Here is a 15,527-nt window from a genome sequence, read left to right as displayed (position 1 = left end):
CCGGGAAAGGGTTCCGGCCAAAAGATTCGCTCGAACGGGTGATCCGAATCACGCTGAGCGAGAGGCGGACAGCGGTGCGTGATGGGCTCGGTAGCATCAAGCACCGGCCCGGGCGCCCGAACTGACGCGTTCCACCGCCGGTCGACGCTGCCGGAGGTGCCCATGAGCGCAGAGGCCACTAACCCTGGTAATCCTGGAGCAGCGGGCCGCAGGCGCGGCCGCCGCCGACTGGAACTCAGCGGGCTGCGCCGCATCGGCCGCGCCGCACTGCTCGGCCCGGCCCCGCGCGACGGCCTCCCGCACGCCCTCGAACACGTCGCCAAGGTGCACCGCGGCCACCACCCCGACGCCGATCTGGACACCCTCACCAGGGCCTATCTGCTCGCCGAATCCTCGCACCGCGGCCAGCTGCGCAAGAGCGGCGAGCCGTACATCACCCACCCGCTCGCGGTGACCCTGATCCTCGCCGAACTCGGCGCGGAGACCACGACCTTGACCGCCTCCCTGCTCCACGACACCGTCGAGGACACGGAAGTGACGCTGGATCAGGTGCGGGAGCTGTTCGGCGCCGAGGTCTGCTATCTCGTCGACGGGGTCACCAAGCTGGAGAAGGTCGACTACGGCGCGGCGGCCGAGCCGGAGACCTTCCGCAAGATGCTGGTGGCGACCGGCAACGACGTCCGGGTGATGTCCATCAAGCTCGCCGACCGGCTGCACAACATGCGCACTCTCGGCGTGATGCGCCCCGAGAAGCAGGTCCGGATCGCCAAGGTGACCCGCGATGTGCTGATCCCGCTCGCCGAACGCCTCGGCGTCCAGGCGCTCAAGGCCGAGCTGGAGGACCTGGTCTTCGCGATCCTGCATCCCGAGGAGTACGCCACCACCCGGGCCCTGGTCATGGAGTACGCCTCCCGGCCCGACCCGCTCACCGCCCTCGCACAGCGGGTGCGCACGGTCCTCGACGAGGCCGGTATCGACGCCGAAGTCCTCGTCCGGCCCCGGCACTTCGTCTCCGTCCACCGGGTGCGCCTCGCGCGCGGTGCGCTGACCGGTGCGGACCTGGGGCGGCTGCTGGTGCTGGTGGCCGAGGACGCCGACTGCTACGCGGTCCTCGGCGAGCTGCACACCTGCTTCACCCCGGTGATCTCCGAGTTCAAGGACTTCATCGCGGTCCCCAAGTTCAACCTCTACCAGTCGCTGCACACCGCGGTCACCGGCCCGTCCGGCGAGGTCGCCGAGACCCTGATCCGTACGCACCAGATGCACCGGGTCGCCGAGGCCGGGGTGATCGCGCTCGGCAACCCCTACGCGCCCCCGGACGGCGTGGACGCCCCCGAGGGTGAGCGGGCTGACCCGACCCGCCCCGGCTGGCTCTCCCGGCTGCTGGAGTGGCAGCGCACCACCCCCGACCCGGACACGTTCTGGACCTCGCTGCGCGACGATCTCGCCCAGGACCGGGAGATCACCGTCTTCTGCACCGACGCCCCGCCGGACGGCTCGTCCGGCGGCACGGGGGGCGTGATCGGTCTGCCCGCCGGGGCGAGTTGCGTGGACGCCGCGTACGAACGGCACGGCGAGGGGGCGCACTGTTGCATCGGCGCGCGCGTCAACGGGCGGCTCGCCACCCTCTCCACGGTCCTGCACGACGGCGACAGCCTGGAGCTGCTGAGGGCACCGGAATCCGCGGCCGGTCCCTCGCCCGAATGGCTGGAGCACGCCCGGACACCCGCTGCCCGGCTCGCCATCGCCCGGTGGCTGGCCGGGCCACAGGAGTCCTGCGCCCGCCCGGCAGCCCCCGGCGAGGGGCACGGCGTGGCGTCCCCCGACCGCCGCGCCGCGGGGCCCGACCACCCCGGTGCCGACCCGGTCGCCCCCGCCTCGGTCCTCGCGGTGGCTGATCTGCCCGGCGCGTCGGTCCGGCTGGCCCGCTGCTGCACCCCGGTGCCGCCGGACGCCGTCACCGGCTTCGCCGTACGCGGCGGCACCGTCACCGTGCACCGCGCCCTGTGCCCCGTCGTGGCGCGGATGGCGGCGACCGGCCGGCAGCCGGTCGGGGTGCGCTGGCGCGGGGCCGGCCAGGGGGGCCACGGCTGCCGGGTCACCCTCCTGGCCGAGGCCTTCAGCCGGCCGCAGCTCCTGGCCGACCTCACCGAAGCCATCGCCTCCCAGGGCGCCGCCGTGGTGTCGGCCGCCGTCGAACCCCCGCACGAACAGCGGGTCCGCCACACCTACACGCTGCATCTGCCGAACGCCGCCGGGCTGCCGTCCCTGATGCGCGCCATGCGCCAAGTGCCCGGCGTCTTCGATGTGTTGCGCGCCGGGCGGGCCCGGCAGCCCGCGGCCCTGCGCCCCTGAAGGGCCCGGGGGCACGGAAGCTGACGCCCCGTCGGACGCTCCTCCGTCCGGCGGCGTAAGACGGGTGGACGATCCGCCGCCCGTTCGGGTGCCGTTTGCCCCGTCACCCGCGGGGGAGGGGGCCGCGTTGGTAGCCGTAGTTCATGTCCCTTCCCTTGCGCCGCCCGTCCCGCGACCCCGCCAGCCCCGTCCCCGTCCTGCCCCGTGGCCCGAGCGGGCGGGGCCGGTGGACGGGTCTGCGGGCCGCCGCCCTCGGGCTGGCCGCCCTGGCCACCCTCGGGGTGGCCGAGCCGCCGGCCGTGGGGCCGCAGGGCCTCGGCGACCGCCTCTTCCCCACCCTCGGCAACACCGGCTACGACGTCACGTCCTATGACGTCTCCCTGGACTACTCCGGCCACAACGACCGGCCGCTGAACGCCACCACCGAGATCACCGCCCGCGCCACCAGCGAGCTCGACCACCTCAACCTCGACTTCGCCCGCGGCGCCGTACGCTCCGTGAAGATCGGCGGCCAGGCCGCCCGGCACGAGCAGCACGGCGAGGACCTGGTGCTCACCCCGGCCTTCCACATCTCCCGGGGGCAGGATCTGAAGATCTCGATCGAGCACACCAGCGACCCCGGCGGCAAGAGCGACGGCGGCTGGATCCGCACCTCCGACGGGCTGGCGATGGCCAACCAGGCCGACGCCGCACACCGGGTCTTCCCCTGCAACGACCACCCCTCCGACAAGGCCCTCTTCACCTTCCACATCACCGCGCCCCAGCAGCTGACCGCCGTCGCCAATGGGCTGCCGCTGCGCCCCGGCGCCCGCGCGGGGCGCCGCACCTGGACCTACCGCACGGACCACCCCATGGCCACCGAGCTGGCTCAGGTCTCCATCGGGAAGTCCAGCGTGCTGCTGCGCCACGGGCCGCACGGCCTGCCGGTCCGGGATGTCGTACCGACCGCGGACCGGGCCGCCCTCGCGCACTGGCTGGCCAAGACCCCCGGCCACGTGACCTGGATGGAGCGCAAGGTCGGTCCCTACCCCTTCGAGACGTACGGGGTGCTGATCGCCAACGCCAGGACCGGCTTCGAGCTGGAGACCCAGACCCTGTCGCTCTTCGAGAAGGCCCTGTTCACCACCGATCAGCTGCCCGACTGGTACGTCGAGTCCGTGATGGTGCACGAGCTGGCCCACCAGTGGTTCGGCAACAGCGTCAGCCCGCGCCGCTGGTCCGACGTCTGGCTCAACGAGGCCCATGCCACCTGGTACGAGGCCCTCTTCGCCCAGGAGAAGGGCGACCACCGGGCCTCGCTGGAGGCCCGTATGCGGCATGCCTACGAGCAGTCCGACGGCTGGCGCGCCGAGGGCGGACCGCCCGCCGCGCCCAAGGCCCCCAGCCCGGGGGAGAAGATCAGCATCTTCCGCCCGGTCGTCTACGACGGCAGTGCGCTGGTCCTCTACGCCCTGCGGCAGAAGATCGGCCCCGCCGCCTTCGACCGGATCGAACGCGAGTGGGTGGCCCGGCACCGCGACGGTGTGGCCGACACCTCCGACTTCGTCCAGCTGGCCTCCCAGGTGACCGGGCAGGACCTCACCGCCTTCTTCCAGGGGTGGCTCTACGGCGAGCGGACGCCGCCGATGCCGGGGCACCCGCAGTGGCAGCCCAGGAAGGGCGCGGACAAGCCCGGCGCCAAGGGAGCCGGCCCCGGCCCCGGCGCCAAGAAGCCCGCTCCGACGCCCGGGGGTCCCAAGGCGGCCGCCGGAAACCCCGCAAAACCCGCGTGACGGCCCTCTCCGGCCGTGGGACCATCGTCAGGTCGGCACCGGGCCGGCCCGGGAATCTCCCGGACGGCTCGGACGTTGACACCAGCGACGGTCGCGGCATCACCGCGGCGGTCGCCACGACGACAGTCCCGGTGGGGCCGCCAGGCCCCCGTGCGGGCTTCCCAACGACGCGAAGGATCAAATGACCTCCTCTTCTTCCCTTCCGCAGGACCGGCAGCGCCTCCCCGAGAGCCTTCGGGCGAACGCCCTGATGGAAGAGGACGTCGCCTGGAGCCACGAGATCGACGGGGAGCGTGACGGCGACCAGTACGACCGCTCGGCACGCGCCGCACTACGCCGCGTAGCGGGCCTTTCCACCGAGCTCGAGGACGTCACCGAGGTCGAGTACCGACAGCTCCGTCTGGAGCGCGTGGTGCTCGTCGGTGTCTGGACCACGGGCACGGTCCAGGAGGCGGAGAACTCGCTCGCCGAGCTCGCCGCCCTCGCCGAGACCGCCGGTGCGATGGTGCTCGACGGCGTCATCCAGCGCCGGGACAAGCCCGACCCGGCCACCTACATCGGCTCGGGCAAGGCCCTGGAGCTGCGGGACATCGTCCTCGAATCCGGGGCGGACACCGTGGTGTGTGACGGTGAGCTCTCCCCGGGCCAGCTGATCCACCTGGAGGATGTCGTCAAGGTCAAGGTGGTCGACCGGACCGCCCTGATCCTCGACATCTTCGCCCAGCACGCCAAGTCCCGGGAGGGCAAGGCGCAGGTCTCGCTGGCGCAGATGCAGTACATGCTCCCCCGGCTCCGTGGCTGGGGTCAGTCGCTCTCCCGGCAGATGGGTGGCGGTGGCTCCGGTTCGGCGGGCGGCGGTATGGCCACCCGTGGTCCCGGTGAGACCAAGATCGAGACGGACCGGCGGCGGATCCGCGAGAAGATGGCGAAGATGCGCCGGGAGATCGCGGAGATGAAGACCGGCCGGGACATCAAGCGCCAGGAGCGCCGGCGCAACAAGGTCCCCTCGGTCGCCATCGCCGGCTACACCAACGCCGGCAAGTCGTCCCTGCTCAACCGCCTGACCGGGGCCGGCGTCCTGGTGGAGAACGCCCTGTTCGCCACTCTGGACCCGACCGTCCGGCGGGCCGAGACCCCCAGCGGACGGCTCTACACCCTCGCCGACACCGTCGGCTTCGTCCGCCATCTCCCGCACCACCTCGTCGAGGCCTTCCGCTCCACGATGGAGGAGGTCGGCGAGTCCGATCTCATCCTGCATGTGGTCGACGGCTCGCACCCGGTGCCCGAGGAGCAGCTGGCCGCGGTACGCGAGGTGATCCGCGACGTGGGCGCGACGGACGTGCCCGAGATCGTGGTGGTCAACAAGGCCGACGCGGCCGATCCGCTGGTGCTCCAGCGACTGCTGCGCAAGGAGAAGCACGCCCTCGCGGTCTCGGCCCGTACGGGCCAGGGCATGGCGGAGCTGCTGGAGCTGCTCGACGAGGAACTCCCCCGGCCGCAGGTCGAGATCGAGGTCCTGGTGCCCTACACCCAGGGCGCCCTGGTCTCGCGGGCGCACGCCGAGGGCGAGGTCATCTCCGAGGAGCACACCGCCGAGGGCACGGTCCTCAAGGCGCGGGTGCACGCGGAGCTGGCCGCCGAGTTCGAGCCCTTCGTGCCGGCTGCCTGACGGGCCCGTAGTAGAGCGACAGAAGGCCCGCCCCCGGGAGACCGGGGGCGGGCCTTCGTCCTGCTCACGGGCGGAGCGGGTGGCACCGTCCGGCACCACCCGCCTCAGGCGACTACTGCTTGCTCGCCCACTTCTTGCTCATGTTGTCGAACAGGGCCTTGGCCTCGGGGCCCAGGTGCGGACCGGCCGACCAGCGGGCCGGACGCGGACCCATCGACATGTTGGAGATCAGCACCTGCTTGCCGTTCGCGTCCTTGGCGAACCAGGGGCCACCGGAGGAGCCACCGGTCATGGTGCAGCCGATCCGGTACATGGTCGGCTTCTTGGCGTCCATCGACAGCCGGGTCGGCTTGTCGGTGCACTGCTGCTGCGCCGCACCGTCGAACGGCGGCTCGGCCGGGTAGCCCTGCGCGGTCAGGCTCGGAATCTTGGCCATCGCCGGGGCGTTGAAGTCGACCTCGTAGGCGCCGCCGGCCACTTCCTCCAGCGACTTGCCGCCGGTGCCCTGCTCCGGCTTCACATGCATCAGCGCGTAGTCGTACGGAGCCATCGGGACACCCGGAACGGCGCCGCCGGCCTTGATCCACTGCTGGGACGTCGCCATGTCGTCCGCCCACCACTTGCCCGACGGGACCCGGTCCTCGAAGGGCTTGTTCTTCAACTCGCCGGCGGAACCACCGGTCTTGTTGAAGTTCGGCACGAACATCATGTTGCGGTACCAGCCGCCGTTCTTGCCGGCGTGCACACAGTGCGCCGCGGTCCACACCAGGTTGGACTTACCGGGGTGCGCCGGGTCCTTGACGACGGTGGCGGAGCAGCGGGAATCGCCCTCGGGGGTGCTGAACAGCAGCAGGCCCACGCCGGGGGCGGTGGAGGTGTAAGGGGTCTTGACGGGCTGCGCCGGGACGGCGGACGGCTCGGGGTCGGTCTTGCCCTGGTCCTCGGAGATGTCCTCAGGCTTGCTGGGGTCCTGGGGCGGCTTGACCTTGTCGATCTTGTCCTTGTCCCAGAAGTCCTTGATGATCGGGTTGATGAACTCCCCGGCCTCCCGGAGCCACTTGTCCCGGTCCCAGTTCTTCCACTCGCCGTTCTTCCACTTGTCCAGGTCGACGCCGTGTGCCTTGAGCTTGTCCTGGATGTCCTGAGGGATCTTGAAGTCACCCCCGCCCGCTTCCTGGCCGGCGCCCTGGGTGGGCTTGGCGTCCGCGTTGCCGCCCTCCGGCCCGCAACCGGTGGCGGTCAGCGCCATGACGGCGGTGAGAGCGGCGGCGGCCAGGACTGGCCGACGTATGGATCGCATGGGTGAGTTCCCCCTGGTGAATCGGACTGTGCCGGTGTGACGTGAGCTGATCTTGCGCCGGTCCGTTCTTTGTCATGAACCTCAAGATCCCGGTGCAACACCCCACTATGCCGGTGACGATGGGGACGGCGGTACTCGGGTCCCCGGTTCCACGCCGCCAAGGATCTTGGCGACAACCGTGATCCCACGTCGCCGCCGTCGTTGGTACGGACGGGGGACGGCCGGGCCGCCCGCAGGGCCCGCGGCCTTCCGCAGCTCACCAGCAGGAGGACACAACTGCCGTGGCGTTGACCGAAACCGTGCCGGCCGCGCCGGCCCACGAAGGGATCCTGCGCCGGCAGTCCCTGCGTGAGTCCGCCGCCCGCACCTACGCGCGCTCGCTGCCCATCGTCCCGGTGCGCGCCCGCGGGCTCACCATCGAGGGCGCCGACGGCAGGCGCTATCTCGACTGTCTCTCCGGCGCCGGCACCCTGGCGCTCGGCCACAACCACCCCGTGGTGCTCGAAGCGATCCGCACCGTCCTCGACTCCGGTGCGCCGCTGCACGTCCTCGACCTGGCCACGCCCGTCAAGGACGCCTTCACCACCGAGCTCTTCGCCACGCTGCCCGGAGAGTTGGCCGAAAAGGCGCGCATCCAGTTCTGTGGCCCGGCCGGCACGGACGCCGTCGAGGCCGCCTTCAAACTCGTCCGCACCGCGACCGGGCGGGACGGCCTGATGGCCTTCTCCGGCGCCTACCACGGCATGACCTCGGAGGCGCTCGCCGCGTCCGGGGGAGCACAGCACACCAGCGTGGTCCGGCTGCCCTATCCGTACGACTACCGCTGCCCCTTCGGGACCGGCGGCGAACGCGGTGCCGAACTCGCCGCGCGCTGGACCCAGAACCTCCTCGACGACCACAAGAGCGGGGTGCCCAGCCCGGCCGGGATGATCCTGGAACCCGTCCAGGGCGAGGGCGGGGTGATCCCCGCACCGGACGGCTGGCTGCGGCGGATGCGGGAGATCACCGCCGCCCGGCAGATCCCGCTGATCGTGGACGAGGTGCAGACCGGTGTCGGCCGCACCGGCGCCTTCTGGGCGGTGGACCACAGCGGCATCGTGCCCGACGTGATCGTGCTGTCGAAGGCGATCGGCGGCAGTCTGCCGCTCGCCGTGATCGTCTACCGCGAGGAACTGGACGCCTGGCAGCCCGGCGCGCACGCCGGCACCTTCCGCGGCAACCAGCTCGCCATGGCCGCCGGCGCCGCCACCCTCGCCTACGTCCGGGCGAACGGCCTGGACCGGCGGGCCGGGGAGCTCGGCGCCCGGATGCTCGCCCGGCTCACCTCCCTCGCCGCCGCCCATGACTGCATCGGCGACGTCCGCGGCCGCGGTCTGATGCTCGGCGTCGAACTCGTCGACCGCGACGCCGACGCCGATGCCACCGGCGCCCGCCCCGCCGCCCCCGAGCTCGCCGCCGCCGTCCGGGACGCCTGCCTGGACCGCGGCCTGATCGTCGAACTGGGCGGCCGGCACTCCGCCGTCGTCCGGCTGCTGCCGCCCCTGACCATCACCGACGAACAGGCGGACGCGATCCTCGACCGCCTCGCCGACGCCATCACGGTGGCGGTCCGCACCACCCCCGGGCCGATGGGCTCGTTCCCCACGACAATGCGAGGCACCACCCCATGAACGAACGCCCCGGCCCCGACGGCGGTCAGCCCGCCGAGCGCATCCCCGCCCACCAGGGTGCGGGCATCATCGAGTCGGTACCGCGCCAGCAGCGGCGGGCCCCGGACGAGGCCTGCCACCAGCAGCCCCATGAGCGGCCGGACCAGCCCGTGCCCCATGGCGCCGCCGCTTCGCACGACCGCGCCCGCGGTGACCACGACCCGCTCGATCACCCGGATCCGGCGGTCGCCGCCGACGCCGCGGGTATCGAGCACCTCCTGCGCTGCTGGCTCCGGGAGAGCGGCACCCACCACCCCGCCGAGGGCCGGCTGCGCCTCCCGCTGCGGGCCGCCGCCGCGAGCGCCCTGATCATCCCCGTCCGCTACTGGTCCCCCACGGGCTGGCACCGCCTGGGCGCCCCCATCCTCGAAGGCGCCCCGCCCGGCGCCGCCCCGCTGGACGCCGTCACCCTCGCCGCAATGCTGCGCCGGGAGGCCGCGCACGGCGACCGGCGGGCGTCCGACGGCGGCGAGCACCGGGTGGCGGACGGCGGGGAGCGGCCGGAACCGGACGCCACACCGCAGCAGGCACCGGACGGCGACGGCACCGAACTCGTCGGCCGGGTCGCCAACTCCGTCCGCAATGTCGCCGCCTTCCTCACCGACCGGCGCGCCCGGCCGGCCGACGACCACGGCGCCCTCTTCCTCGAAGCCGAACAGTCCCTCCTCCTCGGCCACCCGCTGCACCCCACACCCAAGAGCCGCGAAGGGCTCTCCGACGCCGAGACCCGCGCCTATTCGCCCGAACTGCGCGGCGCCTTCCCGCTGCGCTGGATGGCCGTGCACCGCTCCGTCCTGGCCGCCGACTCCGCCTGGACCGTACGCGGCAAGCCCGTACCGGCCGACCGGCTCACCCGGGAACTCGCGGGGAGCGGCTGCCAACTCCCCGACGACACCGTGCCGTTGCCGCTGCACCCCTGGCAGGCCAGGGAACTCGCCGACCGCTCCGACGTCACCGCCCTCCGCGAGGCCGGTCTGCTGCACGACCTCGGCACCCACGGGCCGCTCTGGCACCCCACCTCCTCCGTCCGCACGGTCTACCGCCCCGACGCGGACGCCATGCTCAAGCTCTCCCTCGGGCTGCGCATCACCAACTCCCGCCGGGAGAACCTCCGTAAGGAACTGGCCCGCGGGGTCGAGGTGCACCGGCTGCTGCGCACCGGGCTCGCCAAGCAGTGGCAGACCGTCCACCCCGGCTTCGACATCGTCCGCGACCCGGCCTATCTCGCCGTCGACGGCTTCGACGGCGAACCCGTCCAGGGCCTCGATGTCGTCATCCGCCACAACCCCTTCAGCACCACCGACGACGCCGTCTGCATCGCCGGCCTCACCTGCCCCCGGCCCTGGCCCGGCCGCTCCGGCGTGCGCTCCCGGCTCGAAGACCTCGTCGGCACGCTCGGCGCCCGCACCGGCCGCCCCCTGGGCGCGGTGGCCACCGAGTGGTTCCTGCGCTACCTCGAAGCGGTCGTACGGCCCGTGCTGTGGCTCGACGGCACGGCGGGCATCGTGCTGGAAGCCCACCAGCAGAACACCGTGGTGCTGCTGGACCCCGACGGCTGGCCGGTCGGCGGCCGCTACCGCGACAACCAGGGCTACTACTTCCGCACCTCGCGCCGCGCCGAACTGGAACGACGGCTGCCCGGCATCGGCGCGGCCAGCGACAGCTTCGTCGCGGACGACGTCACCGACGAACGCTTCGCCTACTACCTCGGTATCAACAACGTCCTCGGCCTCATCGGGGCCTTCGGCTCCCAGCGCCTGGTCCGCGAGGAGATCCTGCTCGCCGCCTTCCGCCGGTTCCTCGCCGATGCCGCCGCGGCCCCGCGGGCCCACCGCTCGCCGCTCCCGGAACAGTTGCTCGCCGCCCGCACCCTGCGCTGCAAGGCCAACCTGGCGACCCGGCTGCACGGCCTGGACGAACTCGTCGGCCCGGTCGAAACCCAGTCCGTCTACGTCACCCTGCCCAACCCCCTCGCCCCGTAGCCGCCCACCACGGCCCCCGACAGCAGACCACCGCATCCCGTCCCCGGCGCCGGCGCCCCGCGACCCATACGGCCACGCGGCACGCGGCCACGAGAGGAGAGCGTCGCCGTGCCACCCACCGATTCCGGCCTCAGCCTCAGATCCGACGACACCCTCGGCCGGCAGCACCCGCCCGAACGCAGCGCGCGGTCCGACGACGGCCCGCGGCCGGCGGTGTCCCCGGACGCCCCGGCCGCCGGCCCGCTGCTCGACAACCTGGCGGGCTGGAAAGCGGCCGAGACACCCGCCGGGCCGTTCGTGCTCGTGCCCGTCCGGCCGGACCGCGATCTCGACCGGATCACCGGCTGGATGAACGATCCGGCCGTCGCGGCCTTCTGGGAGCTGGCGGGTCCGCCGGAGATCACCGCCGCCCATCTGCGCGGCCAGCTCGACGGCGACGGCCGCAGCGTGCCCTGCCTGGGCGTGCTGGCCGGGGTCCCGATGAGCTACTGGGAGATCTACCGCGCCGACCTCGACCCCCTCGCCCGCCACTACCGCGCACGACCCCAGGACACCGGGGTCCATCTGCTCATCGGCGGGGCCGGCGACCGGGGGCGCGGACTGGGCAGCACCCTGCTGCGCGCCACCGCCGATCTCATCCTTGACCACCGCCCGCAGTGCACCCGGGTCGTCGCCGAGCCCGATCTGCGGAACGCCGCCTCCGTCGCGGCCTTCCGGAGCGCGGGGTTCCGCTGCGCCGACGAGATCGAACTGCCCGCGAAGCGCGCGGCGTTGATGGTCCGCGACCGCGCCCGCCGCCACCAGCTCTGACCCCGGGGTCGTCCGTCGACGGTCCCGCTCCGGTCCGCCGTCCACCGCGCTGCCCCGGTTGTCCCCCGTACGAGCCGGGGCGGTCCCGCTTCGAGGAGTCCCGCCTTGTCTCCTGAGCCCCAGCCCTCGCACCGCGCCTGGCAGCACGCCGCGCGCCGACTGTTCGCCAAGATCCTGGCGGAGTTCGCCTACGAGGAAGTCCTCACCCCCGAGCCCGACGGCACCGCCCCCGACGGCACGCCGCGATACCGCCTGCCGGTCACCGAGGCCCTGGTCTACCGCTTCGGTGCCCGACGCGGCGCCTACGGCCACTGGCGCGTCGACCCCGCTTCGATCACCCCGGACGCCGACCCCTTCCACTTCCTCACACACGCCCACGACGCCGTGCTGGGCCTGTCCGGCGACACCACCGGCCACCTCATCCGCGAGCTGACCGCCACCCTCGCCGCCGACACCCGCCTCGACGCCACCGCGCTCAGCGCCGCCGAACTCGCCGACCTGGACTACGCCTCCCTCGAAGGCCACCAGACCGGCCACCCCTGGCTCGTCGCGAACAAGGGCCGGCTGGGCTTCTCCGCCACCGACGCGGCGACCTGGGCCCCCGAGGCCCGCACCGCCCGGCGCCTGCCCTGGCTCGCCGCGCACCACACCATCGCCCACTACCGCGGTATCCCCACCCTGGCCACCCCCGACCGTCTCTACGGCGAGGAACTCGACCCCGCCACCCGGCACGCCTTCGCCCGCACCATCAGCGACGAGGGCTTCGACCCCGCCGACTACCTCTATCTCCCCGTGCACCCCTGGCAATGGGACGAGACCATCGCCCCGCTCTTCGCCCCGCAACTCGCGGACAGATCCATCATCGCGCTGCCCACTGACAACGACCTCCGCCTGCCGCAGCAGTCGATCCGCACCTTCCTCAACCTCAGCCGGCCCGACGCCCGGACGGTCAAGCTGCCGCTGTCCATCCTCAACACCCTCGTCTGGCGCGGTCTGCCCACCGAGCGCACCCTCGCCGCACCGGCCGTCACCCGCTGGGTCCACGGCCTGCGCGACGCCGACCCGTATCTGCGCGACGAGACCCGGGTGATCCTGCTCGGCGAGACCGCGTCCGTCACCGTCGAGCACCCCCTCTACGACCGGCTGCCCGGAGTCCCGTACCAGTTCAAGGAGCTGCTCGGCTGTATCTGGCGCGAGCCCGTCAGCAGACATCTGGACCCCGGCGAACGCGCCCGCACCCTGGCCGCGCTGCTCCAGACCGACCCCCGGGGCCGCGCGCTGACCGCGGAGCTGGTGCGCCGCTCGGGGCTGGCCCCGCGCGCCTGGCTGGCCCGGCTGTTCGCCGCGCTGCTGCCTCCGCTGCTGCACTTCCTCTACCGGTACGGCACGGTCTTCTCCCCGCACGGCGAGAACGCCATCGTCGTCTTCGACGAGCACGACGTCCCCACCCGCCTCGCGGTCAAGGACTTCGTCGACGACGTCAACACCAGCTCCGTGCCCCTCCCGGAGCACGACTCCATGCCGGACGACGTACGGGCGGTGCTGCTGACCGAACCGCCCGCCTTCCTCACCCAGTTCATCCATTCCGGCCTGTTCGTCGGCGTCTTCCGCTACCTCGCGCCGCTGTGCGCGGACCAACTGGGCGTGCCCGAGGCCGAGTTCTGGTCACTCGTACGGGCGGAGATCCTGCGCCACCACGAACGTTTCCCCGCTCTCAAGGAGCGGCACGAGACCTTCGACCTGCTCACCCCGCGGATCGAGCGGCTGTGTCTGAACCGCAACCGTCTGCATGTGGACGGCTACCGGGACCGCACCGACCGCCCGCACGCGGCCGTGCACGGCACCGTCCCCAATCCGCTCCACCTGCCGTGACGGACCCGGCTGTCAGTGGTCCCGCGTAGGCTTGCAGCGCTATGACAAAGCCCTCCCTCCCCGATCTGCTCCACGCCGCCGTCACCGCCGTCGGCGGCACCGAGCGCCCCGGCCAGGTGGCGATGGCCGAGGCCGTCGCCGAGGCCGTGGACGACCAGGCCCATCTGCTGGTGCAGGCCGGCACCGGCACCGGTAAGTCCCTCGGCTATCTGGTCCCGGCGCTCGCCCATGGCGAAAGAGTGGTGGTCGCCACGGCCACCCTGGCGCTCCAGCGCCAGCTCGTGGAGCGCGATCTGCCGCGGACGGTCGAGGCCCTGCATCCGCTGCTGCGCCGCCGCCCGGAGTTCGCCATGCTCAAGGGCCGCTCGAACTACCTGTGTCTGCACCGCCTCCACGAGGGTGTCCCGCAGGAAGAGGAGGACGGCCTCTTCGACGTGTTCGAGCAGGCCACGCCGACCAGCAAGCTCGGCAAGGACCTGCTGCGGCTGCGCGACTGGGCGGACGAGACCGAGACCGGCGACCGCGACGCGCTGACCCCCGGGGTCTCCGACAAGGCCTGGGGCCAGGTCTCGGTCTCCTCCCGGGAGTGCCTGGGTGCCTCGAAGTGCGCGTACGGGGCGGAGTGCTTCGCCGAGGCCGCCAGGGAGCGCGCCAAGCTCGCCGACGTGGTCGTCACCAACCACGCGCTGCTCGCCATCGACGCGATCGAGGGCGCCCCGGTCCTCCCGCAGCACGAGGTCCTGATCATCGACGAGGCCCATGAGCTGGTCTCCCGGGTCACCGGCGTCGCCACCGGCGAGCTCACCCCCGGCCAGGTCAACCGCGCCGTCCGCCGGGCCGCCAAGCTCGTCAACGAGAAGGCCGCGGACCAGCTCCAGACGGCATCGGAGACCTTCGAGCGCCTCATGGAGCTGGCCCTGCCCGGCCGCCTGGAGGAGATCCCCGAGGACCTCGGCTACTGCCTGATGGCGCTGCGGGACGCGGCCCGTACGGTCATCTCGGCCCTTGGCTCGACCCGCGACAAGTCGGTCCAGGACGAGGACGCCGTCCGCAAGCAGGCCCTTGCCTCGCTGGAGAACGTCCATGCCGTCGCCGAGCGCATCGCGAACGGCTCCGAGTACGACGTGGTCTGGTACGAGCGCCATGACCGCTTCGGCGCGTCCCTCCGGGTGGCGCCGCTGTCCGTCTCGGGACTGCTGCGCGAGAAGCTCTTCGACGACCGCTCGGTGACCCTCACCTCCGCCACCCTCAAGCTGGGCGGCGACTTCAACGGGGTCGCCGCCTCCCTGGGGCTGGCCCCCGAGGGCACGGAGGGCGAGGACGTCCCGCCCTGGAAGGGCCTCGATGTCGGCTCGCCCTTCGACTACTCGAAGCAGGGCATCCTGTACGTCGCCAAGCATCTGGCCCAGCCGGGCCGGGAGGGCAGCCGTACGGACATGCTCGATGAGCTCACCGAGCTGATCGAGGCGGCGGGCGGCCGCACCCTCGGCCTCTTCTCCTCCATGCGCGCCGCCCAGGCCGCCGCGGAGGAGCTGCGCGGCCGGCTGGACCTGCCGATCCTCCTCCAGGGCGAGGAGACCCTCGGCGAGCTGATCCGCGCCTTCGCCGAGGACGCCCGTACCTGCCTGTTCGGCACGCTGTCCCTCTGGCAGGGTGTCGATGTGCCGGGTGCGAACTGCCAGCTGGTGGTGATGGACCGGGTGCCGTTCCCGCGGCCGGACGACCCGCTGATGAGCGCCCGGCAGAAGGCCGTGGAGGAGGCCGGCGGCAATGGCTTCATGTCGGTCGCGGCGACCCATGCGGCGTTGCTGATGGCCCAGGGCGCCGGCCGTCTGGTCCGCGCCACCGGCGACCGTGGTGTGGTCGCCGTCCTCGACCCCCGGGTGGAGCGGGCCCGCTACGGCTCCTTCCTCCGCAAGTCGATGCCCGAGTTCTGGTACACCACCGACCGCAACCAGGTCCGCCGCTCCTTGGCCGCCATCGACGCAGCGGCGAAGGCCGCACAGGCCGACGCGTAGACGGCGCACCATCCGGGGTCTTGCACCGCAACTCCCCGCG

At 72.6% G+C, this 15,527-nt stretch carries 9 protein-coding genes; 8 read left to right on the top strand and 1 reads right to left on the bottom strand.

What is annotated here, in order from left to right; genetic code table 11:
* Positions 1-162 precede the first annotated feature (162 nt).
* The 3 genes from TU31_RS29150 (at position 163) to hflX (ending at position 5,796) form a co-directional block, all read left to right on the top strand.
* Positions 163-2,355, top strand: coding sequence for a RelA/SpoT family protein (locus tag TU31_RS29150; RefSeq protein ID WP_042159861.1), 2,193 nt, complete (start codon positions 163-165; stop codon positions 2,353-2,355).
* 143 nt (positions 2,356-2,498) lie between these two features.
* Positions 2,499-4,127, top strand: coding sequence for a M1 family metallopeptidase (locus tag TU31_RS29145; protein ID WP_063770839.1), 1,629 nt, complete (start codon positions 2,499-2,501; stop codon positions 4,125-4,127).
* 181 nt (positions 4,128-4,308) lie between these two features.
* Complete coding sequence (hflX, locus tag TU31_RS29140; RefSeq protein WP_042159859.1) at positions 4,309-5,796, top strand: GTPase HflX; 1,488 nt, start codon at positions 4,309-4,311, stop codon at positions 5,794-5,796.
* Positions 5,797-5,908: 112 nt separating this feature from the next.
* Here hflX and TU31_RS29135 read toward each other — a convergent pair whose 3' ends face one another.
* Complete coding sequence (locus TU31_RS29135) at positions 5,909-7,096, bottom strand: trypsin-like serine peptidase (protein WP_042159858.1); 1,188 nt, start codon at positions 7,094-7,096, stop codon at positions 5,909-5,911.
* Positions 7,097-7,377: 281 nt separating this feature from the next.
* On the opposite strand from TU31_RS29135, the gene TU31_RS29130 reads away from it, so the two are divergent.
* The 5 genes from TU31_RS29130 (at position 7,378) to TU31_RS29110 (ending at position 15,487) form a co-directional block, all read left to right on the top strand.
* On the top strand, positions 7,378-8,766 hold the full coding sequence (locus TU31_RS29130) for a diaminobutyrate--2-oxoglutarate transaminase family protein (protein WP_042159857.1): 1,389 nt from the start codon (positions 7,378-7,380) through the stop codon (positions 8,764-8,766).
* Positions 8,763-10,787: an IucA/IucC family protein gene (locus tag TU31_RS29125; protein ID WP_042159854.1), complete on the top strand. Its 2,025-nt coding sequence runs from the start codon at positions 8,763-8,765 to the stop codon at positions 10,785-10,787. The genes TU31_RS29130 and TU31_RS29125 overlap by 4 nt, the downstream gene beginning before the upstream one ends.
* Before the next feature lie 108 nt (positions 10,788-10,895).
* Positions 10,896-11,597: a GNAT family N-acetyltransferase gene (locus tag TU31_RS29120; protein WP_042159852.1), complete on the top strand. Its 702-nt coding sequence runs from the start codon at positions 10,896-10,898 to the stop codon at positions 11,595-11,597.
* 105 nt (positions 11,598-11,702) lie between these two features.
* Positions 11,703-13,469 carry an IucA/IucC family protein gene (locus TU31_RS29115; RefSeq protein WP_042159850.1) on the top strand — a complete coding sequence of 589 codons (1,767 nt, stop codon included), beginning with the start codon at positions 11,703-11,705 and terminating at the stop codon, positions 13,467-13,469.
* Positions 13,470-13,510: 41 nt separating this feature from the next.
* Entirely contained in the window at positions 13,511-15,487 is a 1,977-nt protein-coding gene (locus tag TU31_RS29110) for an ATP-dependent DNA helicase (RefSeq protein ID WP_042159848.1), read from the top strand.
* Positions 15,488-15,527 lie beyond the last annotated feature (40 nt).

This window comes from Streptomyces lydicamycinicus (assembly GCF_000829715.2).
In the GTDB taxonomy this organism is placed as follows: domain Bacteria; phylum Actinomycetota; class Actinomycetes; order Streptomycetales; family Streptomycetaceae; genus Streptomyces; species Streptomyces lydicamycinicus.
This window is presented reverse-complemented; position numbering and strand designations above follow the sequence as displayed.

Coding starts and splice junctions, on each gene's coding strand:
- TU31_RS29125 (WP_042159854.1), top strand. CDS start 8,763: ATGAACGAACGCCCCGGCCCCGACGGCGGTCAGCCCGCCGAGCGCATC.
- TU31_RS29110 (WP_042159848.1), top strand. CDS start 13,511: ATGACAAAGCCCTCCCTCCCCGATCTGCTCCACGCCGCCGTCACCGCC.
- TU31_RS29150 (WP_042159861.1), top strand. CDS start 163: ATGAGCGCAGAGGCCACTAACCCTGGTAATCCTGGAGCAGCGGGCCGC.
- hflX (WP_042159859.1), top strand. CDS start 4,309: ATGACCTCCTCTTCTTCCCTTCCGCAGGACCGGCAGCGCCTCCCCGAG.
- TU31_RS29145 (WP_063770839.1), top strand. CDS start 2,499: ATGTCCCTTCCCTTGCGCCGCCCGTCCCGCGACCCCGCCAGCCCCGTC.
- TU31_RS29135 (WP_042159858.1), bottom strand. CDS start 7,096: ATGCGATCCATACGTCGGCCAGTCCTGGCCGCCGCCGCTCTCACCGCC.